Genomic DNA, 21,796 nt, shown 5'->3' with positions numbered 1-21,796 from the left:
CAGGGGCCCCTTCTTGACAAGCCGCCTGCGCTACTCGGCGTGCGCCCCGGCGCCGGCCGTCGCCTCGCCCCGCCCCATCCAGACGGTCTTGGTGTTGCAGAACTCGCGCATGCCCAGCGCGGACAGCTCGCGGCCGTACCCGGAGTTCTTCACACCGCCGAACGGCAGCTCGGGGAAGGAGGTGGTCATCCCGTTGACGAAGACGTTGCCGGCGTCCAGGTCGGTGGCGAAGCGCTCCTGCTCCTGCGGATCGCTGGTCCAGGCGTTCGCGCCGAGGCCGAAGGCGGTCCCGTTGGCCACCTCGACCGCCTCGGCGTACGACGACACCCGGAACAGCCCCGCGACCGGCCCGAACACCTCCTCCCACCACATCCGCATCTCCGGCCGCAGGTCGGTGACCACGGTCGGCGGGTAGAACCAGCCCTCCCCGGCCGGCTTCTCGCCGCCGCACAGGACGGTGGCGCCCCGCTCGACCGCGTCGCGGACCTGGGCGTGGATCTCGTCGCGGCCGCGTTCGCTGGCCAGCGGGCCGACGTCGGTGGCGGGGTCCATCGGGTCGCCGACCCGCAGCGCGGCCATGTTCGCGGCGAACCGCTGCGCGAACGCGTCGAAGACGTCGGTGTGCACGATGAACCGCTTGGCGGCGATGCAGGACTGGCCGTTGTTCTGGCACCGGGCGGTGGTGGCGACCTCGGCCGCCCGGTCCAGGTCGGCCGACGGCATCACCACGAACGGGTCGCTGCCGCCCAGCTCCAGCACGGTCTTCTTCAGCTCCCGGCCGGCGATCTGGGCGATGGACCGGCCGGCGCCCTCGCTGCCGGTCAGGGTCGCGGCGCGTACCCGGGGGTCGCGCAGGATCCGGTCGACGGCGTCCGAGCCGACCAGCAGGGTGGTGAAGCACCCGTCACCGAAGCCGGCGCGCCGAAACAGGTCCTCCAGGTACAGGGCGGTCTGCGGCACGTTCGAGGCGTGCTTGAGCAGGCCGGTGTTGCCGGCCATCAGGGCCGGCGCGGCGAACCGCATGACCTGCCAGAGCGGGAAGTTCCACGGCATCACCGCCAGCACCGGCCCGAGCGGCTGGTACCGCACGAAGGCGCGGGCGGCCTTCACGGCGCGGGCGTCGGCGGGCTCGTCGGCGAGCATCCGCTCGGCGTGGGCGGCGTAGAACCGGCACGCCGAAGCGCACTTGGTGACCTCGGCCTGCGCGGCGGCGTACGTCTTGCCCATCTCCGTGGTCATCAGCCGGGCGGTCTCGTCGCGCTCGGCGTCGAGCAGGTCGGCGGCGGCGGTCAGCCACCGGCCCCGCTGGGCGACGGTGGTCCGGCGCAGGTCCGCAAACGCCAGGTCGGCCTGCCCGATGGCGGCGTCGAGCTGCGCGTCCGACATGGGGTCGTACGACTTGAGCACCTGTCCGGTGGCGGGGTTGGTGGTGGCGATGGACATCTCGTACTCCTGTCACTCGAACAGCGAGTGCCGCGCGCCCGGGGATTCCCGGCGGCGCACGGCACGGCGGCGCTGGATGACGACCAGGTCGACCGCGGCCACGACCGCGAGGAACGCGCAGACGACGCCGAGCCACCCCACGTCGGCCCACACCGCCAGCACGGCGAAGATCACCATGGTCACGAGCCCGAAGCCGGCGAGCACGAGGCGGAGGTTCAACGCGCTGTACGCGTGGCCCACGGTGCCGCGGGCGCGGCGGGGCTGCGATCTCGTCATCCCTGCGAGCTACCCCCGATCGGCCCGGTTAACCGGGCACCGGGGCGCGGCCGAGCCGAATACCACACGCGGGAACGTCCGGGCCGTCGAGTGCCGGAAAGCCGACAGCAGGCCACCGCCCGCGCCGGTGGCGCACGTAGGGTTGGCTGACTGTCGCACTCCGCCACGCGACGGGACAACGGGACTGGGGAAGCGGGACTGGGGAAGATGCCTCGACGCTGGGTCGCCGCCGTCGCCTGCCTGCTGGCCCTGGTCGCGCTCGCCTGCGAGAGCGGCGGCGAGGCCAGCCCCCGGCCGTCGGGCGGGTCACCGGCCCCGGGCACGCCGGCCGTGATGGCCGCCCTCGGCGACTCGATCAGCACCGGCTTCGGCTCCTGCCTGATGCTCAGCTCGTGCGAGCGCAACTCCTGGTCCACCGGTGACGGGCTGCGGGTGGACAGCCACTACCAGCGGCTGCTCGACCGCGACCCCAAGCTGCGCGGCGCGGCGCACAACCACGCCAAGCCGGGCGCGCTGGCCGCGGCGCTGGCCGGGCAGGCCGAGGCGGCCGTCCGCGACCGCGCCGACTACGTGACGGTGCTGATCGGCGCGAACGACGCGTGCCGCGACGACGTCGACGCGATGACCTCCGCGGCGACGTTCCGCAAGCAGGTGGACGAGGGGCTGCGGGTGCTGCGCAAGGGCCGCCCCAAGGCACGGGTGCTGGTGGTCAGCGTCCCCGACCTGTACCGGCTCTGGGAGGTCGGGCACACCGACTCCCGGGCGGTGCGGGCGTGGGGGCACGGGGTGTGCCCCGCGCTGCTGGCCGACGCGACCTCGACCGCGCCCGGCGACGTGACGCGACGGGCGAAGGTGCGGGACCGCATCGACGCGTACAACGCCCAGTTGAAGTCGGCCTGCCGGGCGTACGGCTCGCGGTGCCGCTACGACGGCGGGGCGGTGCACCGCGTCCGCTTCACCCTCGACCTGGTCAACGCGCTGGACTGGTTCCACCCCAACGTCGCCGGCCAGGGTCGGCTGGCCGACGTGACCTGGAGCGCCGCCGGCTTCGACTGACGTGGCCCGGTCTGGAGCCGGGTCAGCGGCGCCCGGTCAGCGGGGCCGGGGGACGCCCCCGGCCGGGCCCATGCTGCGGTAGAGCTGCCGTGACCGCTCGGCCAGATCCTTGGTCGCCGACGAGTTCACCCAGGTGCCGAGGATGATCGCGGCCCCCGGAATCACCTTGGCGAAGATCCGCTTCGCCGCGCGGACCCCGGCCATCTGGGCCAGCCGGACGCCCAGCTGCACCATCACCTTGCCGAGCGCGGCCTGCCCGCCCGAGCCGAAGAGCGCACCGGCGCGCTCCCGCCCGGCGGCCACCCCCAGCGCCAGGCGGGCGGTCTCGGCGACCTTGTGCACCTTCTGCAGCACCAGCAGGTCGGTGGCCCGGTCCGGGTGCGTCGGGTCGATCCCGTGCGCCGCCGCGATGTGCAGGACCATCCGCGCCTGGGTCCAGGCGAGCACCCCGATGTCGATCACCGCGCCGGGGAGCCCGGCCGCGCCGGAGACCGCCCCGGAGAGCCGGGCCCGGTTGACGAACCGGCGGACCGCCTGCTCGGCCAGCTCCTCCGTCGGGGCGCCCGGCCGCTCCGCCCGCGCGCGGGCGGCCCACCGGGCCGCTTCGGGCCCGAGGCGGCGCACCGCCTCCAGGGCCAGGTGTTCCGGCGCGTACTGCGGGTCCTCCCGCATGCGGTCCCAGAGCCGGGCCGGCGGCACCTCCGGGGCCTCCTCGGCGGCGACCGACGGGACCCCCGGTGCCGCCTCCGGCGGTGCCGGGGGTCCCGGAAGCGGCGGGACCGGCAGGGGAACGGTGGGCTGGCCGTCGACGGGGGCGGAGTCGGTCACGGAGGCTCCCGGGGTCGGTGACGGACGGTACGGCGGCGTCAGCGCCGGCTGGACAGGCGGGAGGCGAGCTGCTTCAACTTGCGCTGCGTCTCCGGCTTGGCCAGCTCACGGCGGCCCCGGTCCACGATCTGCTGCCCCTGCGGCGACCGGAGGAACCGGGTGAGCCGCTGCACCAGTGCTGACATGTCGTCCTCCTGTCGGGTTGTCGTCCCCCGTCATGTGTACCCTGTCCCGGCAAACGCCAATCGTCCACTGTGGCCGGTGCGGGGCCAGGCGGGGCACCTCCGGGCCGTCCCGCGGGGCACCTCCGGGAAGGTCCGGGGTCACATCCCGGCGGACAGGAAGGCGTCGACCACCTCCGCGGCCCGCCCCTCGTGCTGCGCGTAGAGGTCCGGGTATGCGGAGATCTGCACGGACTGGGCCGCGACCGTCAGCGGCAGGTCCTCCCAGCCCGGGATCTCCGCGAGGGCGGTGAGGAACTGCCGGGTGGCGAACGCGGGGTCCATCAGCTGCCCCACCTCACCCCAGCCGCTGCTGGCGCGCTGCTGGAACAGCCCGACCGAGTCGTGATCCCAGCCGATGCCCTGGTGCGGGTACTCCTGCGACTCGGGCAACACCCCGCTGGCGACGTTGTAGAGGTTGCTCTCCTGCATCGCGGTGGCCACCGCGATGACCAGCCCCTGCCGGGGGAAGCCCAGCTCGCGGCCGGTCCGCACGATCACCTTCGCGTTCGCCATCTGCGCCTTCGTCAGGCCGGCCACCGGCGCGGGGTCGGCGGGCTGCTTCGGCGCGGCCCGCTTCCGGCTGGCCGACGGCGAGGCAGCGGCCGGCGAGGCGGCGCCCGGCGAAACGCTGGCCGACGGCGAGGCGGCAGGCACGGGGCTCCCCGAGGGCGCGAGCGGCGGGACGGGCGCGCGGTCCAGCGACCGGGAGGCGGCCTCGGCGGCGGCGCGCCGGGCGACGTCCACGTCGGTGGCGAGGGGCGCGGTCCGTCCGGTGTCCGTTGCCCCCTCCCGGACCTCAGCGAGGGCGGCCAGGCCCAGGCAGCAGACCACGCCGGCGGCAACGGCCACCCCCGCCCGGCCACCCCGGAGCGCCGGGCCGACGCGGTCGGGGCCGTCGGCCACCGGCCGGTCCGCCGGTCCGTTCGGGATCGGAAGGTTACGCAGCCACCCGCAGCGGGTACGAATCAGGCCAGCGAGGGAACTCCGGAGGCGCCCGGGGCGCGCGCCTCCGGCAATGGTGGTGGGTGGCCGTTCGGGCGAGGGGAAAACGTCCGAACGGTCCGCCGCCGCTTCAGGGCCGCACTGGTCGTCGAGGATGCCGTCGTCACGCATCCGACGAGGCTAGGCAGGTCATACCGGGATAACCCAGGCTCACAGAGTGGCCATCGCCACACCGACGGGCCCGCGATGCGGACACCCGGTCGACCGCTGCCACGGCCCGGCGCGGACCGGACGGGCCGGACGAACCTCTGGTACGCACCGACGCGCACCGGGCGGGGCGACAACCGCCCGGAAGCCGGGCGACCCCGCCCCCGCCACCCCGCCTCCCCGATCGACCGATCCCCCCTCACCCGTCCGGCCCACCGCCGCGGACCACCCGACGCCCCGGGGTCGTTGCCTGATCGTGATCATGGATCTCACGCGGGACCGCCCGACGCAGGAATGCACGAGGATGGCGGGTACGTTGCCCGAACCGGGAGCCGTGCGCGTCACGGTCCCGTACGCGCCATCCCAGGGAGGTCCGCACCGGTGCTCGACCCACACGAGCTCTACGAGCTCTCCGACGATCTGCCCGAACTCGGACAACTGGTCCTGATCCAGGCCCTCACCGGCTTCGTCGACGCCGGAAGCGCCACCCGGCTGGCCCGCGAGCAGCTGTTCTCCTCCCTCGACGCGCGCCCGGTCGCCAGCTTCGACGTCGACCAGCTCTACGACTACCGGTCCCGGCGCCCCCCGATGACCTTCGTCGAGGACCACTGGGAGGACTACGACGCCCCCAAGCTGGAGGTGCACCTGCTGCACGACGACGACGAGACCCCGTTCCTGCTGCTCAGCGGCCCCGAGCCGGACCTGCAGTGGGAGCGGTTCGTGGCCGCCGTCGGCGCGCTGGCCGCCCGGCTCGACGTCCGGCTCACCGTCGGGCTCAACTCGATCCCGATGGCGGTGCCGCACACCCGCCCGACCGGGGTGACGGCACACGCCACCCGCCGCGAGCTGATCTCCGGATACGAGCCCTGGCTGCAACGCGTCCAGGTCCCCGGCAGCGTCGGGCACCTGCTGGAACACCGCCTCGGTGAGCAGGGCCGCGACGCGCTCGGCTTCGCCGCTCACGTGCCGCACTACGTCGCCCAGGCCGAGTACCCGGCTGCCGCCGAGGTGCTGCTCGCCTCGGTGTCGCGTAGCACCGGCCTGCTGCTGCCCCGCGACGGCCTGCGCTCGGCCGCCGAGGTGGTGCGGGTGGAGATCGACCGGCAGGTCGCCCAGACCGAGGACGCCGCCGCGCTGGTCGCGGCCCTGGAGGAGCAGTACGACGCGTTCGCCCGGGGGCGGGGCGAGCGGAACCTGCTCGCCGCCGAGGGCGGGCCCCTGCCGACCGCCGACGAGCTGGGCGCGGAGCTGGAGCGGTTCCTGGCGGAGCAGGGCCGGCCGGGCGACACCCCGGGGAGCTGACCGGGCGGCCGGGGCGGGGATACGGCAGGCTGGAGGCATGCGCCTGGCAACCTGGAACGTGAACTCGGTGAAGGCCCGCCTGCCCCGGCTGCTCGACTGGCTGGCCGCCACCGGCCCCGATGTCGTCTGCCTCCAGGAGACGAAGTGCCCCGACGGGGCGTTCCCGGTGGCCGAGGTCGGCGAGCTGGGCTACACGGTGGCCAGCCACAGCGACGGCCGGTGGAACGGGGTGGCGATCCTGTCCCGGGTCGGGCTGACCGACGTCACGGTCGGCTTCCCCGGCGAGCCGGGCTTCCCCGAGCCGGAGGCCCGGGCCGTCTCGGCCACCTGCGACGGGCTGCGGGTCTGGTCGGTGTACGTGCCCAACGGCCGCGCCCCCGACGACCCGCACTACGCGTACAAGCTGGCCTGGTTCGCCGCCCTGCGCGACGTGCTGGAGCAGGAGCTGACCGGCGGGCTGCCGCTGGCCGTCTGCGGTGACTTCAACGTCGCCCCGACCGACGCCGACGTGTGGGACCCGGCCCTGTTCGTCACCTCCACCCACGTCACGCCGGCCGAGCGGGCCGCCCTCGCGACCCTGCGCGACCTGGGGCTGAGCGACGTGGTGCCGACCCCGATGAAGGGGCCGCACCCGTACACGTACTGGGACTACCGGGCCGGGATGTTCCACCAGAACAAGGGCATGCGGATCGACCTGGTATACGCGTCCGCGCCGTTCGCCCGCGCGGTCCGCGCCGCGTACGTCGATCGGGAGGCCCGCAAGGGCAAGGGCCCGTCCGACCACGCCCCGATCGTGGTGGACGCCGACCTGGTCCCGGCCGTGGAGACGTTCTGAGTAGGGTGGGGCCATGGCAGTCGTGAAGATCAACGCTATCGATGTCCCCGAGGGCGCGGGCGAGGAGCTGGAGCGGCGGTTCGCGGCGCGGGCCGGCGCGGTGGAGGGCTCCCCCGGTTTCCTCGGCTTCGAACTGCTGCGTCCGGTCGGCGGCGAGACGCGCTACTTCGTCTACACGCGGTGGGCGTCGGAGGAGGCGTACCAGGCCTGGGCGGCCGGGCCGTCCCGGGCCGCGCACGCGGGCGGCGAGCAGCGACGCCCGGTCTCCACCGGCGCGACCCTGCTGGAGTTCGAGGTGGTCCAGCAGGTGCCGTCCGCCGAGGGGCAAGGGTCCTGACAGGCCACCCCTTCACGGTACGGCCCGCGCGGCCGACCGCCAGCCCGCGCGGTGCAGCCGTTCGGCGCCGTCGAGAAGCAGGTCGAGGGCGAACTCGAACTCGAACTGCTCGTCGCAGCCCTGACCCACGGCCGCCAGGTCGCCCTCGGTGGCCGCGGTGGCGATGGCCAGGATGTGCGGGAACCGCTGCGCGAACTCGCGTGCCATTGCCTCCTGCTCGTCCGGGGCGAAGGCGCGCGGGGCGGCCGGTTCGGGGGCGTTGAACATCTCGGGGCTGAACCCCCAGACCCGGTTGCCCAGGGCGTGCATGACGTGATGGGTGAGGTCGGCGGTGAAGCCGCCGGCGAGGAACGCGCCGACCAGCGAGTCCAAATAGCCCAGGACGGTTGGCGTGCGGTGCGTGCGTGACTCGATGGCCTGCCGCGCCCAGGGGTGCCGGAGCACCACCCGCCGCGCCGCGAGGATCCGCTGCCGCACCTCGCCCTTCCAGTCCAGGCCCGGGTCCGCCGGCGCGATTCCGGCGATGACGGTGTCCACCATCCCGTCGAGCAGTTCCTCCTTGTCGGCGACGTGCTTGTAGAGCGCCATCGGCACCACGCCCAGGTCCTGGGCGAGCCGTCGCATGCTCACCGCCGCGATTCCGGCCTCGTCGGCGAGCGCCACGGCCGCCCGCAGCACGCGTTCCCGGTTCAGCCGCTCACGCGCAGCCGCGTCGAAGCCCGGCATGACAAGTCCTCCACGGTCGCGCCCTTGACGGTGTACGCCGTACACCTTACCGTGGGCGACGAAGGTGTACGCCGTACACCTCGAAGTTGAGGGAGGGCGGAGATGGCCGCCAGCACGGGACCCACAGCCGCGCCGCGGATGCCGGTGGGCTCATCCAGGAGGAGGACCGCGCTGGTCGCGGGCGGGTTCTACCTGATCACCTTCCTCGCCTCGCTCCCCGCCGTGGCGCTCATCGACCCCGTGCTCAGCAATCCGGACTACATCGTGAGCGCCGGCAGCGACACCCGGGTGATCGCCGGCTGCCTGCTCGACATCGTCAACGCCGTCGCCTGCGTAGGCACGGCCGTCGCGCTGTTCCCCGTGGTCAAGCGCCAGCACGAGGCCGCCGCGCTCGGCTTCGTCACCGCGCGCGTCCTCGAAGCCGCGATCATCGTCGTGGGCGTCGTGAGCCTGCTGGCGGTGGTGACGCTGCGGCAGGAGCTCGCCGCGACGGCCGGCACGGACGCCCCCACGCTCGTCGCCATCGGCGCGTCGCTCGTCGCGGTGCGCGACTGGACGTTCCTGCTCGGGCCCGGCCTCGTCCCCGCCGCCAACGCGCTGCTGCTCGGCTGTCTGATGTACCGCTCCGCGCTCGTGCCCCGGATCATTCCCCTGCTGGGGTTCGTCGGGGCGCCCCTGCTCGTCGTCTCGGCCGTGGCCACCATGTTCGGGCTCAACGAGCAGGCCTCCGTGTTCTCGGCGGTCATGACCATCCCGGTGGCCGCGTGGGAGCTGTCGCTCGGGGTCTGGCTGGTCGTCAAGGGCTTCCGGCCCGCCCCGATCCTCGCCGGCCCCGCCGCCTGACCGGTCGCCTGCCGGCCGGGCTATCCGCGTTGCCGGCCCACCGGCCCGTGGCTACGGTGCGGTGATGCCCTCGACACGACTCACGGTGACCTTCGATGCGCACGACGCAATCCGCCTGGCCCGGTTCTGGGCCGGCATGCTCGGCCGGGAGGTCGCCGAGGACGCCAGCGGCGCGCTGCTACCCGGCGACGACACCCAGCCCAGCCTCCGGTTCGTCCCGAGCCAGACCACGAAGACGGGGCCGAACCGCCTGCACCTGCACCTGACCAGCACCGACCACGCCGACCAGCAGCACCTGGTGGCGACCGCGCTGGCGCTCGACGGCGGTCACCTCGACGTCGGGCAACGCCCCGAGGAGGGGCACGTCGTGCTGGCCGACCCCGAGGGCAACGAGTTCTGCGTGATCGAGCCGGGCAACGGCTTCCTCGCCGGGTGCGGCCTGCTCGGGGAGCTGGCCTGCGACGGCACCCGCGAGGTCGGCCTGTTCTGGAGCGAGGCGCTGGGCTGGCCGCTGGTGTGGGACCAGCACGAGGAGACCGCGATCCAGTCGCCACACGGCGGCACCAAGGTCGCGTGGGGTGGCCCGCCCGTGGCCCCGAAGACGGCACGGAACCGGCAGCGCTTCGACCTCGCCCCACCCGGAGGCGACCAGCGGGCGGAGGTCGGCCGGCTGGTCGCCCTCGGGGCCACCCGGCTGGAGACCGGTGCGGACGGCACGGTGACGCTGGCCGACCCCGACGGCAACGAGTTCACCCTGACGACAGCCTCTCCCACCCCGCTTCGGTGATCAAGAGAAAAGCGTCAGAGTTGATCTCGACGATGACGCAAACCTCTTGATCACCGAAGCGGAGGTGGGGCGAGGTCAGGGGTGCGGGGTGGGGGTAGCAGGGCGGCGAAGGCTATGACGTTGTCGGCGTAGCCCGTTCGGCCGCCGACCCACGCGCCGCCGCAGGTGATCAGCCGCAGCTCCGGTGGGCCGTCGTCGCCGTACACCCGGTCGGTGGGCAGGTCGTCCTTGCCGAAGTGCTCGACGGAGTCCACCGCGAAGACCGCCACGCTGCCGTCGGCGCGGGTCACCTCGATCCGGTCGCCGGCCCGCAACCTGCCCAGGTCGTAGAAGACGGCCGGGCCGTCGCGGGTGTCGACGTGGCCGACGATGACGGCCCGGCCCGGCTCACCGGGGAGCACGCTGCGGTCGTACCAGCCGGTCTCGGCGGCGGCGCTCAGCGGCGGCACCGCGATCGACCCGTCGGCGGCCTGCCCGACCGGGCCGACCGGCGCGGACACCCGGATCGCCGGCACCTGGAGGCTCACCGGGCGGCCGGCGGCCGGACGGGGCGCGTCGTCGACGGCGGCTGCGGCTCGTTCGGCCGGCCGGGTCGCCCACTCGAACGGCCCCGCCGCGTGGCCCAGGCCAGCTCCGGTGGCGAAGACACCGAGCAGCACCAGGACCACGGCCGCCGGCACCGACCAGGGCCGGCGGCGACCGTCCACCGGGGCGGTACGCGCAGACGCCCCGCCCGGTGCCGTACGCGGGGACGCCACTGCCGGCCTCAGCGGCGGTTTCCGCCGCGGCGGGACCGCGGTCGGCGGGCCGTGGCCACGCCGATCGTCACCCCGGCCACGGTCAACGCCACTCCCCCGGGCAGCAGCAATCCGTCGGTGGCGCCCCGGGCGGTGCCGCCGAAGCCGGTGTTCGGCCCCCGGCTGGGATGGTGGGTGGGCGGGTACGTCGGACGATCGGTCGGGTAGTGGGTCGGCGGGTACGTCGGCTTGTGGGTGGGCGCGGGCGAGGGCTGCTTCTTGACCACCTGGAGCATCGTGGTGGCGGTCTCGCCGCCCCGGCATTCGAGCTTGACCCGGTAGTTGCCCGGCCAGATGCGCTCGCGGACCATCGGGGTGCCGGTGAGCAGGCCCCGCTGCGGGTGCACCGCGACCCGGCCGAAGGCGTCGGAGACCACGGTCGCCGGCACCGAGTTGTCGTGGCAGCTCGCCCGGATGCCGACGAGGTAGCCGGGCTGCACGGTGCTGGGGGTGACCTCGACGAAGACGAGCCAGCCGGGCTGCGAGCCGGGCGGCTGCCCACCGGGCAGGCCGGGCGGGCCGGGCGGAGGCTCGGGGGCGGGGGCGGCCACGGGGGCGGCCTCGGGTGCCCCGGCAGCCCGCGCGCCCGCCGCGAGCGGCCCGGCGAACGCGGCGACGGCGACGGCGAGCGCGGCGCCGATCCGCGCGGCCGGCCCCGCGCCGGGGCCCGTGGCCGGTCCGGCGCACTGGTGCGTGGCTGCCCCCATGACCCCTCCCGGCGCGGTGTTGCGTCGCCGGGCAGCGGCCCGCCCGGCCTGCCGTACGGGATGAATCTTCTCATCCCCGGTCGTACCTCACAGCCGATCCGGCGTGCTGGTCGCGTACGCTTGGACCGCTGTGACCTCCACCGAAGCGAACCCCGTCGTGACCGTGCCGCCGCACGCGTCGCGGATCCGCACCTTCCACCCCCGCCGGGGCCGGATGACCGGCCGTCAGGTCGACGCCCTCGACCGGCTCTGGTCGGCGTACGGCCTGACGGTCGGCGACGAGCCCGCCGCCGCGCCCGTGGACCTGGCGGCGCTGTTCGGTCGCCGGGCCCCGATCGTGCTGGAGATCGGGTCGGGGATGGGGGACGCCACGGCCGCGATGGCCGCCGCCGACCCAGGCCGAGACTATCTGGCGGTCGAGGTGCACACGCCCGGAATCGCCAACCTGTTGGGCCTGGTGGAGGGCCTCGGGCTGGGCAACGTGCGGGTCGCCCGGGGCGACGCGCTGGACCTGCTCCGGGTGCTGCCGGACGGGTCGCTGGACGCGGTGCACGTCTTCTTCCCCGACCCGTGGCCCAAGTCGCGGCACCACAAGCGGCGGATCATCCAACCGGTGCACGTCGCGCTGCTGCGTTCCCGGCTGGCACCGGGCGGGACGCTGCACTGCGCCACCGACTGGGCCGAGTACGCGGAGTCGATGCGCGAGACGCTGACCGCCGACCCGGGGCTGGTGGACGTGCACGGCGGGTACGCCCCGCGCCCGGCGCACCGGCCGGTCACCAAGTTCGAGCGGCGTGCCCTGACGGCGGGCCGCCCCGTGGTCGACCTGGTCCACCGCCGCGCGTGAGGCGCCGCGCGAGGTGCAAGCAGGGGCCCCTGTGAACGCATTCTGTTGTACAGGGGGCCCCTGCAAACATCCGGTTGGCGCGGAGGGGCCTGCGGCAGGCACGATGGACGGGCTATGACGCTCACCGCCGCGCTGCCGACAAGCGCCGACCCCGACACCCTCTTCGACGCGTTCGCCGGCTGGGCGAAGGAGCGCGGCCTCGACCTCTACCCCCACCAGGAGGAGGCGGTCATCGAGATCGTCTCCGGCGCGAACGTGATCATGAACACGCCGACCGGCTCGGGCAAGAGCCTGGTGGCGATCGCCGCCCACTTCGCGGCCCTGGCCGACAACCGGACGACCTTCTACACCGCCCCGATCAAGGCCCTGGTGTCGGAGAAGTTCTTCGCCCTCTGCGAGGTCTTCGGCGCCGACAACGTCGGCATGCTCACCGGCGACGCGAGCGTCAACGCCGACGCCCCGATCGTCTGCTGCACCGCCGAGATCCTGGCCAACCTCGCGCTGCGCGAGGGCGCGCGGGCCGACGTCGGCCAGGTGGTCATGGACGAGTTCCACTTCTACGCCGAGCCGGACCGGGGCTGGGCGTGGCAGGTGCCGATCATCGAGCTGCCGCAGGCGCAGTTCGTGCTGATGTCGGCGACCCTCGGCGACACCACCCGCTTCGTCGACGACCTGACCCGGCGCACCGGCCGGCCGACCGCCGTCGTGCGCTCGGCCGAGCGGCCGGTCCCGCTCCTCTTCTCGTACGCGATGACGCCGCTGCACGAGACCCTGGAGGAGCTGCTGGAGACCAAGCAGGCCCCGGTGTACGTCGTGCACTTCACCCAGGCCGCCGCCCTGGAGCGCGCCCAGGCGCTGATGAGCGTCAACGTGTGCACCCGGGCCGAGAAGGACCTGATCGCCGAGGCGATCGGCCGGTTCCGGTTCACCTCCGGGTTCGGCAAGACCCTGTCGAGGCTGGTCCGGCACGGCATCGGGGTGCACCACGCCGGCATGCTGCCGAAATACCGCCGGCTCGTGGAGACCCTCGCCCAGGCCGGCCTGCTCAAGGTCATCTGCGGCACCGACACGCTCGGCGTCGGCATCAACGTGCCCATCCGCACGGTGCTGTTCACCGGCCTGAGCAAGTACGACGGCGTGCGTACCCGGCTGCTCAAGAACCGCGAGTTCCACCAGATCGCCGGCCGGGCCGGCCGGGCCGGCTTCGACACCCTCGGCCGGGTCGTCGTGCAGGCCCCCGAGCACGTCATCGAGAACGAGAAGGCCCTCGCCAAGGCCGGCGACGACCCGAAGAAGCGGCGCAAGGTGGTCCGCAGGAAGCCGCCGGAGGGCTCGATCGGCTGGGGCCGGCCGACCTTCGACCGCCTCGTCGAGGCCGAGCCGGAGCCGCTGACGTCCAGCTTCCAGGTCAGCCACTCGATGCTGCTCAACGTCATCGGCCGCCCCGGCGACGCGTTCGCCGCGATGCGGCACCTGCTCACCGACAACCACGAGGAGCGCGCCGCCCAGCGCCGGCACATCCGCCGGGCCATCGCCATCTACCGGGCGCTGCGCGCCGGCGGGGTGGTCGAGGAGCTGCCCGAGCCCGACGAGACCGGCCGCCGGGTCCGGCTCACCGTCGACCTCCAGCTCGACTTCGCGCTCAACCAGCCGCTGTCGCCGCTGGCCCTGGCCGCCATCGAACTGCTCGACGTCGAGAGCCCGTCGTACGCCCTCGACGTGCTCAGCGTGATCGAGTCGATCCTCGACGACCCCCGCCAGGTGCTGTCCGCGCAGCAGTTCAAGGCCCGCGGCGAGGCGGTCGCCGCGATGAAGGCCGAGGGCATCGAGTACGAGGCCCGCCTCGAACTGCTCGACGAGGTGACCTGGCCCAAGCCCCTCGCGGAGCTGCTGGAGGCCGCGTACGAGATGTACCGGCGGGGACACCCCTGGGTCGCCGACCACCAGCTCTCCCCCAAGGCCGTCGTCCGCGACATGTACGAGCGGGCGATGACCTTCACCGAGTACGTGCAGTTCTACTCCCTCACCCGCTCCGAGGGCCTCGTGCTGCGCTACCTCGCCGACGCGTACAAGACGCTGCGGCAGACCGTGCCCGAGGACGCCAAGACCGAGGAGCTGATCGACCTCATCGAATGGCTGCACGAGCTGGTCCGCCAGGTCGACTCCAGCCTCATCGACGAGTGGGAGCGGCTGAAGAACCCGTCGGACGTCGCCGAGGCCGCCGAGGCGCACGCCGCCCTCGACGACCGGCCGCCTGCGGTCACCCGCAACGCGCGGGCGTTCCGGGTGCTGGTACGCAACGCGCTGTTCCGCCGGGTCGAGCTGGCTGCCCTGCGCCGCTGGGATCTGCTGGGCGAACTCGACGCCGCCGACGGCTGGGACGCCGACGCGTGGGCCGACGCGCTGGGGCCGTACTTCGAGGCGTACGACTCGATCGGGACCGGGCCGGACGCCCGCGGCCCGGCGCTGCTGATGATCGAGCAGGGCCGGGACCGGTGGACGGTCCGGCAGATCCTCGACGACCCCGACGACGACCACGACTGGCGGATCAGCGCCGAGGTCGACCTGGCCGCCTCCGACGAGGTCGGCGCCGCCGTGGTCCGGATCACGGACGTCGGCCAGCTCTGACCGTGAGCATCCGGCATGGCCGAGGGCGTGGCTGGTACCGGGGAGACTGCCACGTCCACTCGGCACGCTCCAACGGTGCGGAGCTGACGCCGGAGCAGGTGGTGGCCGACGCCCGCGCGGTCGGCCTGGACTTCATCGCCATCACCGAGCACAACACGTCGGACACGCACGGCGTCTGGGGCCCCATCGCCGGCGACGACCTGCTGGTCATCCTGGGCCAGGAGGTGACCACCCGGACCGGGCACTGGCTGGCGCTCGGCATCGCCCCGGGGCAGGTCGTCGACTGGCGGTACGGCGTCCGCGACGGGGTGATCGACCGGCAGGTGGAGCAGGTGCACCGGGCCGGTGGGCTCTGCGTGGCGGCGCATCCCCACGCGCCGTACCCCTCCGGCGTCTTCGCGTACCCGTTCGGCGGGTTCGACGCGGTGGAGGTGTGGAACGGGCAGTGGAGCTCGGACCTGCCCTGGAACGCCGACAACGAGGCGGCGCTGGCCGAATGGGGTCGAGGTCTGGCCGCCGACGTCCACGGTGGGCGGTGGCGGCCGGCGTTGGGCAGCAGCGACACGCACCTGGCGGGCCAGCTCGGCGTGCCGCACGCCGTCGTGCTGGCCGAGGAGTTGACCAGCTCGGCGATCCTCGCCGGCATCCGGGCCGGCCGGAGCTGGATCGCCGGCTCGGCCGCCGTCGAGCTGTCGCTCACGGCCTCCGCCGGTGAACGCAGCGCCGGGGTCGGCCAGCGGCTGGAGACCCGCGACGAGCCGGTCGTCGTACGGGTGGACGTGCGCGGCGTGCCGTCCGGCGCGGTCAGCTTCCACACCGATCGAGGCGCGGTGCACCGCGGCGGCCTGCCCGGCGACGGATCCGGTGCCGTCCGGTGGCACACCAGCGCAGCGGAGTCGATGTTCGTCCGGGTGGAGGTGCGCCATGCCGGCGGGCAGATGGCGGCGCTCACCAACCCTGTCGTGCTGGCCAGCCCCTGACGTCGGTCAGCCGAGCTGCTGGGCCAGTGCGACGATGATGCCCCGGGGCCGCGTACGTAACAGAGCCGGTAGCTGTCTGTCCTCGTACCACGCCACCTCGCCGACGAGTTCGGCGCCGTGGGCGCGCAGGCGGGCGAGGACGTCCTCGATGTCGTCGACGGCGAACCTGATGCAGGACGCAAATCTGCGGCAAGGTGCCCTTCTTTTCCCTGGGCGATGTCAGACCCGTCGATTAGAATGTATGTACGAAACCAAGTCCTGACCTGGGAGGACTTCCGTGACCGCGCCCACCTCCAGCACCCTCCCGCCCTACGCCACCCTCCTCGGCTTCACCCGGTACGTCGACCGCACCGGGCCCTCCAAGGCCAGCTTCGTCGGGGGCCTGCGCAAGCAGCGGGCCAGCAAGCACGGTTTCAACCCGCACGGTCAATTCGTCAAGGCACTCAAGGCCGACGTCGCGTTCCACACCGGCGGCACCCACCTGGCGCAGGTGGCCGACGCGGTCAAGCCGCGCTGGCAGCCGCTCTACCGGGCGCTCGTGCCCGGCGCGACGGCCTGGCTACACTCCCTCGGCGAGCCGACCGGCGTCGACCTGGCGCAGACCCGCGACGCCCTGGCCATGCTCGGCGACCTGCCGGTGAAGATCAACCCGCACTTCGGCATCCGGCACGCCGCCGACGGCCGCGCCGAGGCGGTCCGCCTGCACTTCGACGAGGCCCCGCCCAGCGAGGAGGCGGCCCTGGCCACCCTGCACCTGATGGCCCGGCACATGGACGCGGTCCTGCCGCACGCCGCGCCGGTCCTGGTCGACGTCCGGCGAGGCGTGGCGCACCGGTTGCCCGACAGCGTCAAGCCCGAGCAGGTCGAGCAGTGGCTGGCCGGCGAGGCGGCGGCTTTCCGCGCGATCTGGTCCACCGCCGCCTGACACCCGGCCACCACCCCGCCCGCACGTCACCGCGCCACCTCCCACAGCGACGAGGGAGGTGGCGCGGTCGCGCCTGGGAACGGGAGACGGGCAGCACCCCGCGCACCGCACGGCCCGCCCATCGCACGGCACCGCGCCCCACACCCCCGGGCACCACGCCCCCGAGCCCGCGTCCCGGACCCCGGACCCCGGACCCCGGATCACGCTCGATCCGGGAAACAGTGGCCTCCCGACGCGATCGAAGCCACTGCTTCCCGGACCGAGCGTGATCTTGCGCGAGGGCCCGCAGGGGCGGCACGGGGGCGGCCCTGGCCCCGCGCGGCTCACGGGGCCAGGGCGGTGGGGCGATGGGGCGATGGGGCGGTGGGGCGGTGGGGCGGTGGGGCGGTGGGGCGGTGGGGCGGTGGGGCGGTGGGGCGGCTCAGGATGCGGTGACGTACTTCGCCAGGTCGTCGATGATCTTGTTGGCGGCGCCGACGCCGATCCCGGTCATCCAGGTCTCGTCGGAGACCACGTGCGCCCGGCCCGCCTTGACCGCCGACAGCCCCTTCCACAGGGTCCCCCCGGTGACGGTGGCCTGCTCGGCGGCGGCCTTCTCGCCGTACGCGGTCACGAAGATGACGTCGGCGTCGACCTCGTTGACCCGCTCGGCGCTGACCAGGTCGAACCGCTTGTCCTCCTTGGCGGCCAGCCGCTGCCGCTCGGGGCGGCCGAGCCCGGTGTCGCCGACGACGATGCCGGAGAACGAGTCCGGCCCGTACACCCGGATCGCGCCGGGGATGAAGCGCACGATGGAGACGGTCCGCTCGGCGGCGTCGCCGAGCGTCGCGCCGAAGTCCTTCGCCCGCTTCTCGTACGCGGCCAGCAGGTCCTTGGCCTGCTGCTCCCGGCCCAGGGCCCGGCCGTCGAGGAGGAAGTTCTCCTTCCAGGTGATGCCCACCTTCTCGGTGAACACCGTCGGCGCGATGGCGGCCAGCTCGTCGTAGAACTTCTCCTGGCGGAACTTGCTGCCCAGGATCAGGTCGGGCTTGAGGGCGTTGATCGCCTCCAGGTCGGGCTCGGTGAGCACCCCGACCTCCGTGATCCCGGCCAGCTTCTCCTCACCGAAGTACGTGGGCCAGCTCCTCGCCTCGCCCGCGGTCGCCGCGCCGACGGGTGTGACCCCGAGCGAGAGCGCTGTGTCGATCTTGTCGGTGTCGAGGACGACGACCCGCTTCGGGTCGGCGGGCACCGTGGTGGTGCCCATGGCGTGGGTGATCTCCCGGGTCTGTCCGGTGGCGGTGCCGGCGACGGGGTCGCTCTCACCGCAGGCGGTGAGTCCGACGCCGAGGGCGACGGCCGCGGTGAGCACGGCGGCGAGACGACGCATGGGGTTTCCTTCCGAGGGGTTCAACCGGCCAAAGGACCGGATGTGGAGCCAGCAGAGGTGGAGGCGGCGGGCCGACCACCGGCGGCCCCGGACGGGACGGGGGCCGCCGCCGGGGAGGGGGTGGTGAGGGCGGGCACGACCAGTGGCGCGCCGCTCACCGGGCAGGGCACCACCACGCAGTCGAGCCCGAAGACGTCGCGGACCAGCGCGGCGGTGAGGATCTCCCGGGGCGGGCCGGCGGCGACCACCGCACCGGCGCGCATGGCGACGAGGTGGTCGGCGTACCGGGCGGCCTGGTTGAGGTCGTGCAGCACGGCGACGACGGTGCGGCCCCGTTCGGCGCGTAGCCGGTGCAGCAGGTCCAGCACCTCCACCTGGTGGGCCAGGTCGAGGAAGGTGGTCGGCTCGTCCAACAGCAGCGCCTCGGTGTCCTGGGCGAGGGTCATGGCGATCCAGACCCGCTGCCGCTGGCCGCCGGAGAGGGTGTCCACCGGGCGATCGGCGAGGCCGGCCACGTCGGCGAGGGCCATCGCCTCGTCGACGGCGGCGCTGTCGGCCGCCGACCACTGCCGCCACCACCGCTGGTACGGCTGCCGGCCCCGGCCGACCAGGTCGGCGACCGTCACCCCCTCGGGCACCAGCGGGCTCTGCGGCAGCACCCCGAGCCGCTGGGCGACCTCCCGGGTCGGCAGGTCCCGGATCGCGGTGCCGTCGAGCAGCACCGTGCCCCGGCGCGGGGTCAGCAGCCGGGCCATGGCGCGCAGCAGGGTGGACTTGCCGCAGGCGTTTGGCCCGACGATGACGGTGAAGGCGCCGGCGGGCAGCGTCACGTCGAGGCCGTCCAGGACGGTCCGCTCGTCGTAGCCGACGACCAGGTCGCGGGTGGAGAGCATCGCGGCTCCTCGGGAGGGGTCGGCGGGCGCGGAGGCGCGGTCGGGTGCGCCGGAGAGGGCGGGCGGCTCGGTGCGGACGGGGGCCGTCACGACGCCCTCCGCCGGCCACGCAGCAGCAGGAACATCAGGTAGGGTCCACCGATCGCGGCGGTCAGCACGCCCGCCGGCAGTTGGGTGGGCGCGAACAGCCGGCGGCCGGCGAGGTCGGCGAGGACCAGCAGCAGCGCCCCCAGCAGCGCGGAGCAGAGCAACGGGGGCCGCTCGGCCCGGACCAGCCGGCGGGCCAGTTGCGGGGCGACCAGCGCCACGAAGTCGACGGCACCGACCTGCGCGGTGACCATCGCGGCGGCGAGCACGCCGGTGCCGGCCAGCGTGACCCGGCGGGCCACCGGGCGCACCCCGACGCCCCGGGCCGTGTCGTCGTCCAGGGCGGTGCTGTTCAGCGCCCAGCCGGCCCAGAGCAGCACCGGCAGCAGCGCCAGGAGGGTCGCGGCGATCCACGCCGCCTCCGTCCAGCCCTTGCCGGCGAGGGTGCCGAGCAGCCAGATCTGGGCGCGCAGCCCGTCGATCGGGTCGGCGGTCAGCAGGACCACCTCGATGAGCGCGCGCAGGCCGAAGGCCACGGCCACCCCGGCGAGGACGAACCGCTGGGCGGCCAGCCCGTGCCGGGCGCCGAGAGCGAAGACCGCGACCGCGGCGGCCAGGCCGCCGAGCAGCGCCGCCGGGGCGACCAGCACGGCGGCGGCCCCGCTGGTGAGGGCCACCGTCGCGGCGAGCCCGGCGCCCTGGGTGATGCCGATGACGTCGGGGCTGGCCAGCGGGTTGCGGGCCACGCTCTGGATCAGCGTGCCGGCGACGCCGAAGGCCGCCCCGGCCACCGCCGCGAGCACCAGCCGGGGCAGGCGCAGGTCGAGCACCACCAGGTCGTACGGGGTGCCGGCGCCCGCGAGCGCGCGCAGCACGTCGGGCGTGGCGACGTACGGGGTGCCGAGGGAGAGGCTGAGCAGCCCTGCGGCGACGAGCAGCCCGGTCAGCGCGGCGGCGACCAGCACGGGGCGGCGGCGCACCGGCACCCGCAGCGGGCCGAGCCGCAGCAGCGAGCGACCGGCGGGGGCGGCGGGTCGGACGGAGGTGTCGGGTCGGACGGGAGTGGCGGGGGCGACGGCGCTCACGCGGTCACCACCCGGGCACGGCGGACCAGGAAGGCCAACAGGGGCGCGCCGACCAACGCGGTGACCACCCCGGCGGGCACCTCGCCGGGCGGGGCGACGAGCCGGCCCGCGACGTCGGCGCCGAGCAGCAGGGCCGGCCCGAGCAGGGCGGCGACGGCGAGGGTCCACCGGTGGTCCGCGCCGACCAGGGCGCGGGCCAGGTGCGGCACGGCCAATCCGACGAACGCGATCGGCCCGGCCGCCGCCACGGCCGCGCCCGTGAGCAGCACCCCGGCCGCGCCGCCGCCGAGGCGGACCAGCCCGACGCGGTGGCCCAGGCCCCGGGCCACGTCGTCGCCGAGGGCGAGCGCGTCGAGGCCCCGGGCGACCAGGGCGGCCAGCACGAGTCCGGCGAGGACGAACGGCAGCACCTGCCCGGCGACCCCGACGCCCCGGCCGGTCAGCCCGCCGACGACCCAGAACCGGTACTCCTCGAAGGTGCGGGCGTCGATGCTGAGCAGCGCGTACACGAGGGCGCCGAGACTGGCGTCGAGCGCCGCGCCGGTCAGCGCGAGGGTGACCGGCGACGCGCCGTCGCGGGCCCGGTTGGCGACGGCGAAGACGGCCAGGCCGGCCACGAACGCCCCGGCGATGCCGAACCAGACGTACCCGGCGAGGGTGCCGACGCCGAAGACGGCGATGGCGAGGACGACGCCGAACGACGCGCCGGCGCTGATGCCGAGGATGCGCGGCTCGGCGAGCGGGTTGCGGGTCAGCGCCTGGAACAACACCCCGGCCACGGCGAGCGCGAGCCCGACGAGCAGGCCCAGGGCGGTGCGGGGCAGCCGCAGCTAACGGACGATGGTGGTGGCGTCGCCGCCGTCGGGGGCGACCAGGGCGTGCCAGACCGCGTCGGGCGCGAGCGGGCGGCTGCCGAGGGCGAAGCTGGCGAGCACGGCGAGGGCGAGCACGGCCGCCGCGCCGACGGTGACGGCCGCCCGGCGGCCCAGGCCCCGGGTCGTCGGTGTGCCGGCCCGGATCGGCCGCGCGGCGACGGTGGTCACGAATCTCCCTCGACTTAGGTACGCCTTACCTTAGCCGGAGGGTAGTGCAGTTCCTAACCGGTGCTCGTCGATACTCCTTCGCCGCCACCCGGCTGAGCAGGGACGCCGCGCCGAGCACCGCCGTCGGGCACGGAGGCCGCTGTCGGGGTTCCGCAAATGCTTACGTAACGAATACAACCCGCGATAGGCGCCTGAAACCCCATAAGGGGATGGAGTGGAGACCGGCGGTTCAGGCGGGGTCCTACTCCTCGGCGAGCAGCTCGGCGACCGGCACGGCACGCAGCGCGTCCGCCGGGCCGACGATGACCCGGACGGCCGGGAAGTAGTCCCGCAGCACCTCCCGGCACCGGCCGCAGGGCGCGAGGACGCCCCGGCCCCGGTCGCCCACCGCCACGATGGTCTCCAGCTCCGTCTCGCCCTGGGTGGCGGCGGCCCCGATCACCACCACCTCGGCGCACGGCCCGCCGGTGCCGTGGTGGACGTTCACGCCGGTGAACAGCCGACCGGCGGCGGTCCGCGCGGCGGCGGCGACGGTGTGGTTCTCGCTGCGGCAGCGCAGCTTCGCCACCGCCGTGGCCGCCTGCACCAGCGCCCGGTCGGTGTCCCGCATGCTCATTCCAGCCCCCGTG

The 21,796-nt window shown here is 74.4% G+C and carries 22 protein-coding genes and 1 pseudogene; 10 read left to right on the top strand and 13 right to left on the bottom strand.

Annotated elements, in window-relative coordinates; all coding sequences use genetic code 11:
- Positions 1-30: 30 nt before the first annotated feature.
- Entirely contained in the window at positions 31-1,443 is a 1,413-nt protein-coding gene (locus tag ACFT41_RS12480; RefSeq protein ID WP_377590325.1) for an NADP-dependent succinic semialdehyde dehydrogenase, read from the bottom strand.
- A 12-nt stretch (positions 1,444-1,455) separates the two neighbouring features.
- On the bottom strand, positions 1,456-1,719 hold the full coding sequence (locus ACFT41_RS12475) for a DUF6343 family protein (protein WP_377590323.1): 264 nt from the start codon (positions 1,717-1,719) through the stop codon (positions 1,456-1,458).
- Positions 1,720-1,926: 207 nt separating this feature from the next.
- Between ACFT41_RS12475 and ACFT41_RS12470 the strand changes: the two genes are divergently transcribed.
- Positions 1,927-2,775: a GDSL-type esterase/lipase family protein gene (locus ACFT41_RS12470; protein WP_377590321.1), complete on the top strand. Its 849-nt coding sequence runs from the start codon at positions 1,927-1,929 to the stop codon at positions 2,773-2,775.
- 36 nt (positions 2,776-2,811) lie between these two features.
- Here ACFT41_RS12470 and ACFT41_RS12465 read toward each other — a convergent pair whose 3' ends face one another.
- From ACFT41_RS12465 to ACFT41_RS12455, 3 genes are all read right to left on the bottom strand, one after another.
- Positions 2,812-3,603, bottom strand: coding sequence for an EcsC family protein (locus ACFT41_RS12465; RefSeq protein WP_377590319.1), 792 nt, complete (start codon positions 3,601-3,603; stop codon positions 2,812-2,814).
- Positions 3,604-3,641: 38 nt separating this feature from the next.
- Positions 3,642-3,788, bottom strand: a complete 147-nt coding sequence (locus ACFT41_RS12460) for a hypothetical protein (RefSeq protein ID WP_377590317.1) — start codon at positions 3,786-3,788, stop codon at positions 3,642-3,644.
- A 138-nt stretch (positions 3,789-3,926) separates the two neighbouring features.
- Positions 3,927-4,730 carry a peptidase M23 gene (locus tag ACFT41_RS12455; RefSeq protein ID WP_377590315.1) on the bottom strand — a complete coding sequence of 268 codons (804 nt, stop codon included), beginning with the start codon at positions 4,728-4,730 and terminating at the stop codon, positions 3,927-3,929.
- Positions 4,731-5,357: 627 nt separating this feature from the next.
- Between ACFT41_RS12455 and ACFT41_RS12450 the strand changes: the two genes are divergently transcribed.
- The 3 genes from ACFT41_RS12450 to ACFT41_RS12440 are packed head-to-tail and all read left to right on the top strand — an operon-like array spanning position 5,358 to position 7,450.
- Positions 5,358-6,278: a proteasome assembly chaperone family protein gene (locus ACFT41_RS12450; protein ID WP_377590274.1), complete on the top strand. Its 921-nt coding sequence runs from the start codon at positions 5,358-5,360 to the stop codon at positions 6,276-6,278.
- A 37-nt stretch (positions 6,279-6,315) separates the two neighbouring features.
- Positions 6,316-7,113 carry an exodeoxyribonuclease III gene (locus ACFT41_RS12445; protein ID WP_377590272.1) on the top strand — a complete coding sequence of 266 codons (798 nt, stop codon included), beginning with the start codon at positions 6,316-6,318 and terminating at the stop codon, positions 7,111-7,113.
- A gap of 13 nt (positions 7,114-7,126) precedes the next feature.
- Positions 7,127-7,450, top strand: coding sequence for an antibiotic biosynthesis monooxygenase family protein (locus ACFT41_RS12440; RefSeq protein ID WP_377590271.1), 324 nt, complete (start codon positions 7,127-7,129; stop codon positions 7,448-7,450).
- A 12-nt stretch (positions 7,451-7,462) separates the two neighbouring features.
- On the opposite strand, the gene ACFT41_RS12435 is transcribed toward ACFT41_RS12440, so the two are convergent.
- On the bottom strand, positions 7,463-8,176 hold the full coding sequence (locus tag ACFT41_RS12435; RefSeq protein WP_377590269.1) for a TetR/AcrR family transcriptional regulator C-terminal domain-containing protein: 714 nt from the start codon (positions 8,174-8,176) through the stop codon (positions 7,463-7,465).
- A 102-nt stretch (positions 8,177-8,278) separates the two neighbouring features.
- On the opposite strand from ACFT41_RS12435, the gene ACFT41_RS12430 reads away from it, so the two are divergent.
- Together ACFT41_RS12430 and ACFT41_RS12425 are read left to right on the top strand one after the other, a co-directional pair.
- The gene (locus tag ACFT41_RS12430) at positions 8,279-9,019 is read left to right on the top strand and encodes a DUF4386 domain-containing protein (protein WP_377590267.1); all 741 of its coding nucleotides are present in this window, start codon (positions 8,279-8,281) and stop codon (positions 9,017-9,019) included.
- 64 nt (positions 9,020-9,083) lie between these two features.
- A complete protein-coding gene (locus tag ACFT41_RS12425; RefSeq protein ID WP_377590266.1) occupies positions 9,084-9,806 on the top strand; it encodes a VOC family protein in 723 nt (240 codons plus the stop codon).
- 50 nt (positions 9,807-9,856) lie between these two features.
- On the opposite strand, the gene ACFT41_RS12420 is transcribed toward ACFT41_RS12425, so the two are convergent.
- Positions 9,857-10,564, bottom strand: coding sequence for a class F sortase (locus tag ACFT41_RS12420; RefSeq protein ID WP_377590264.1), 708 nt, complete (start codon positions 10,562-10,564; stop codon positions 9,857-9,859).
- Between the two features lie 8 nt (positions 10,565-10,572).
- The gene (locus ACFT41_RS12415) at positions 10,573-11,310 is read right to left on the bottom strand and encodes a hypothetical protein (protein ID WP_377613811.1); all 738 of its coding nucleotides are present in this window, start codon (positions 11,308-11,310) and stop codon (positions 10,573-10,575) included.
- A 214-nt stretch (positions 11,311-11,524) separates the two neighbouring features.
- Between ACFT41_RS12415 and trmB the strand changes: the two genes are divergently transcribed.
- From trmB to ACFT41_RS12395, 4 genes are all read left to right on the top strand, one after another.
- Positions 11,525-12,157 carry a tRNA (guanosine(46)-N7)-methyltransferase TrmB gene (trmB, locus tag ACFT41_RS12410; protein WP_377583523.1) on the top strand — a complete coding sequence of 211 codons (633 nt, stop codon included), beginning with the start codon at positions 11,525-11,527 and terminating at the stop codon, positions 12,155-12,157.
- 114 nt (positions 12,158-12,271) lie between these two features.
- Positions 12,272-14,785 carry a DEAD/DEAH box helicase gene (locus ACFT41_RS12405; RefSeq protein ID WP_377583399.1) on the top strand — a complete coding sequence of 838 codons (2,514 nt, stop codon included), beginning with the start codon at positions 12,272-12,274 and terminating at the stop codon, positions 14,783-14,785.
- A 2-nt stretch (positions 14,786-14,787) separates the two neighbouring features.
- Positions 14,788-15,765, top strand: a complete 978-nt coding sequence (locus tag ACFT41_RS12400; RefSeq protein ID WP_377583401.1) for a CehA/McbA family metallohydrolase — start codon at positions 14,788-14,790, stop codon at positions 15,763-15,765.
- Positions 15,766-16,042: 277 nt separating this feature from the next.
- Positions 16,043-16,690 carry a hypothetical protein gene (locus tag ACFT41_RS12395; RefSeq protein ID WP_377583403.1) on the top strand — a complete coding sequence of 216 codons (648 nt, stop codon included), beginning with the start codon at positions 16,043-16,045 and terminating at the stop codon, positions 16,688-16,690.
- Positions 16,691-17,111: 421 nt separating this feature from the next.
- Here the strand turns inward: ACFT41_RS12395 and ACFT41_RS12390 are convergent, their stop codons facing one another.
- From ACFT41_RS12390 to ACFT41_RS12370, 5 genes and pseudogenes are all read right to left on the bottom strand, one after another.
- Positions 17,112-18,059, bottom strand: a complete 948-nt coding sequence (locus ACFT41_RS12390; RefSeq protein WP_377583405.1) for an ABC transporter substrate-binding protein — start codon at positions 18,057-18,059, stop codon at positions 17,112-17,114.
- A 20-nt stretch (positions 18,060-18,079) separates the two neighbouring features.
- Entirely contained in the window at positions 18,080-18,952 is an 873-nt protein-coding gene (locus tag ACFT41_RS12385) for an ABC transporter ATP-binding protein (protein WP_377583525.1), read from the bottom strand.
- Positions 18,953-19,038: 86 nt separating this feature from the next.
- A complete protein-coding gene (locus ACFT41_RS12380; RefSeq protein ID WP_377583407.1) occupies positions 19,039-20,124 on the bottom strand; it encodes a FecCD family ABC transporter permease in 1,086 nt (361 codons plus the stop codon).
- Positions 20,121-21,167, bottom strand: a pseudogene (locus tag ACFT41_RS12375) (FecCD family ABC transporter permease). The gene ACFT41_RS12380 and the pseudogene ACFT41_RS12375 overlap by 4 nt, the downstream one beginning before the upstream one ends.
- Before the next feature lie 241 nt (positions 21,168-21,408).
- Entirely contained in the window at positions 21,409-21,777 is a 369-nt protein-coding gene (locus ACFT41_RS12370; protein WP_377583409.1) for a cytidine deaminase, read from the bottom strand.
- Positions 21,778-21,796 lie beyond the last annotated feature (19 nt).

It is taken from the genome of Micromonospora sp. NPDC057141 (genome assembly GCF_042670805.1).
Lineage (GTDB): Bacteria > Actinomycetota > Actinomycetes > Mycobacteriales > Micromonosporaceae > Micromonospora.
The sequence above is the reverse complement of the archived record's forward strand: the minus strand, read 5'-3'. Positions and strand labels throughout refer to the sequence as shown.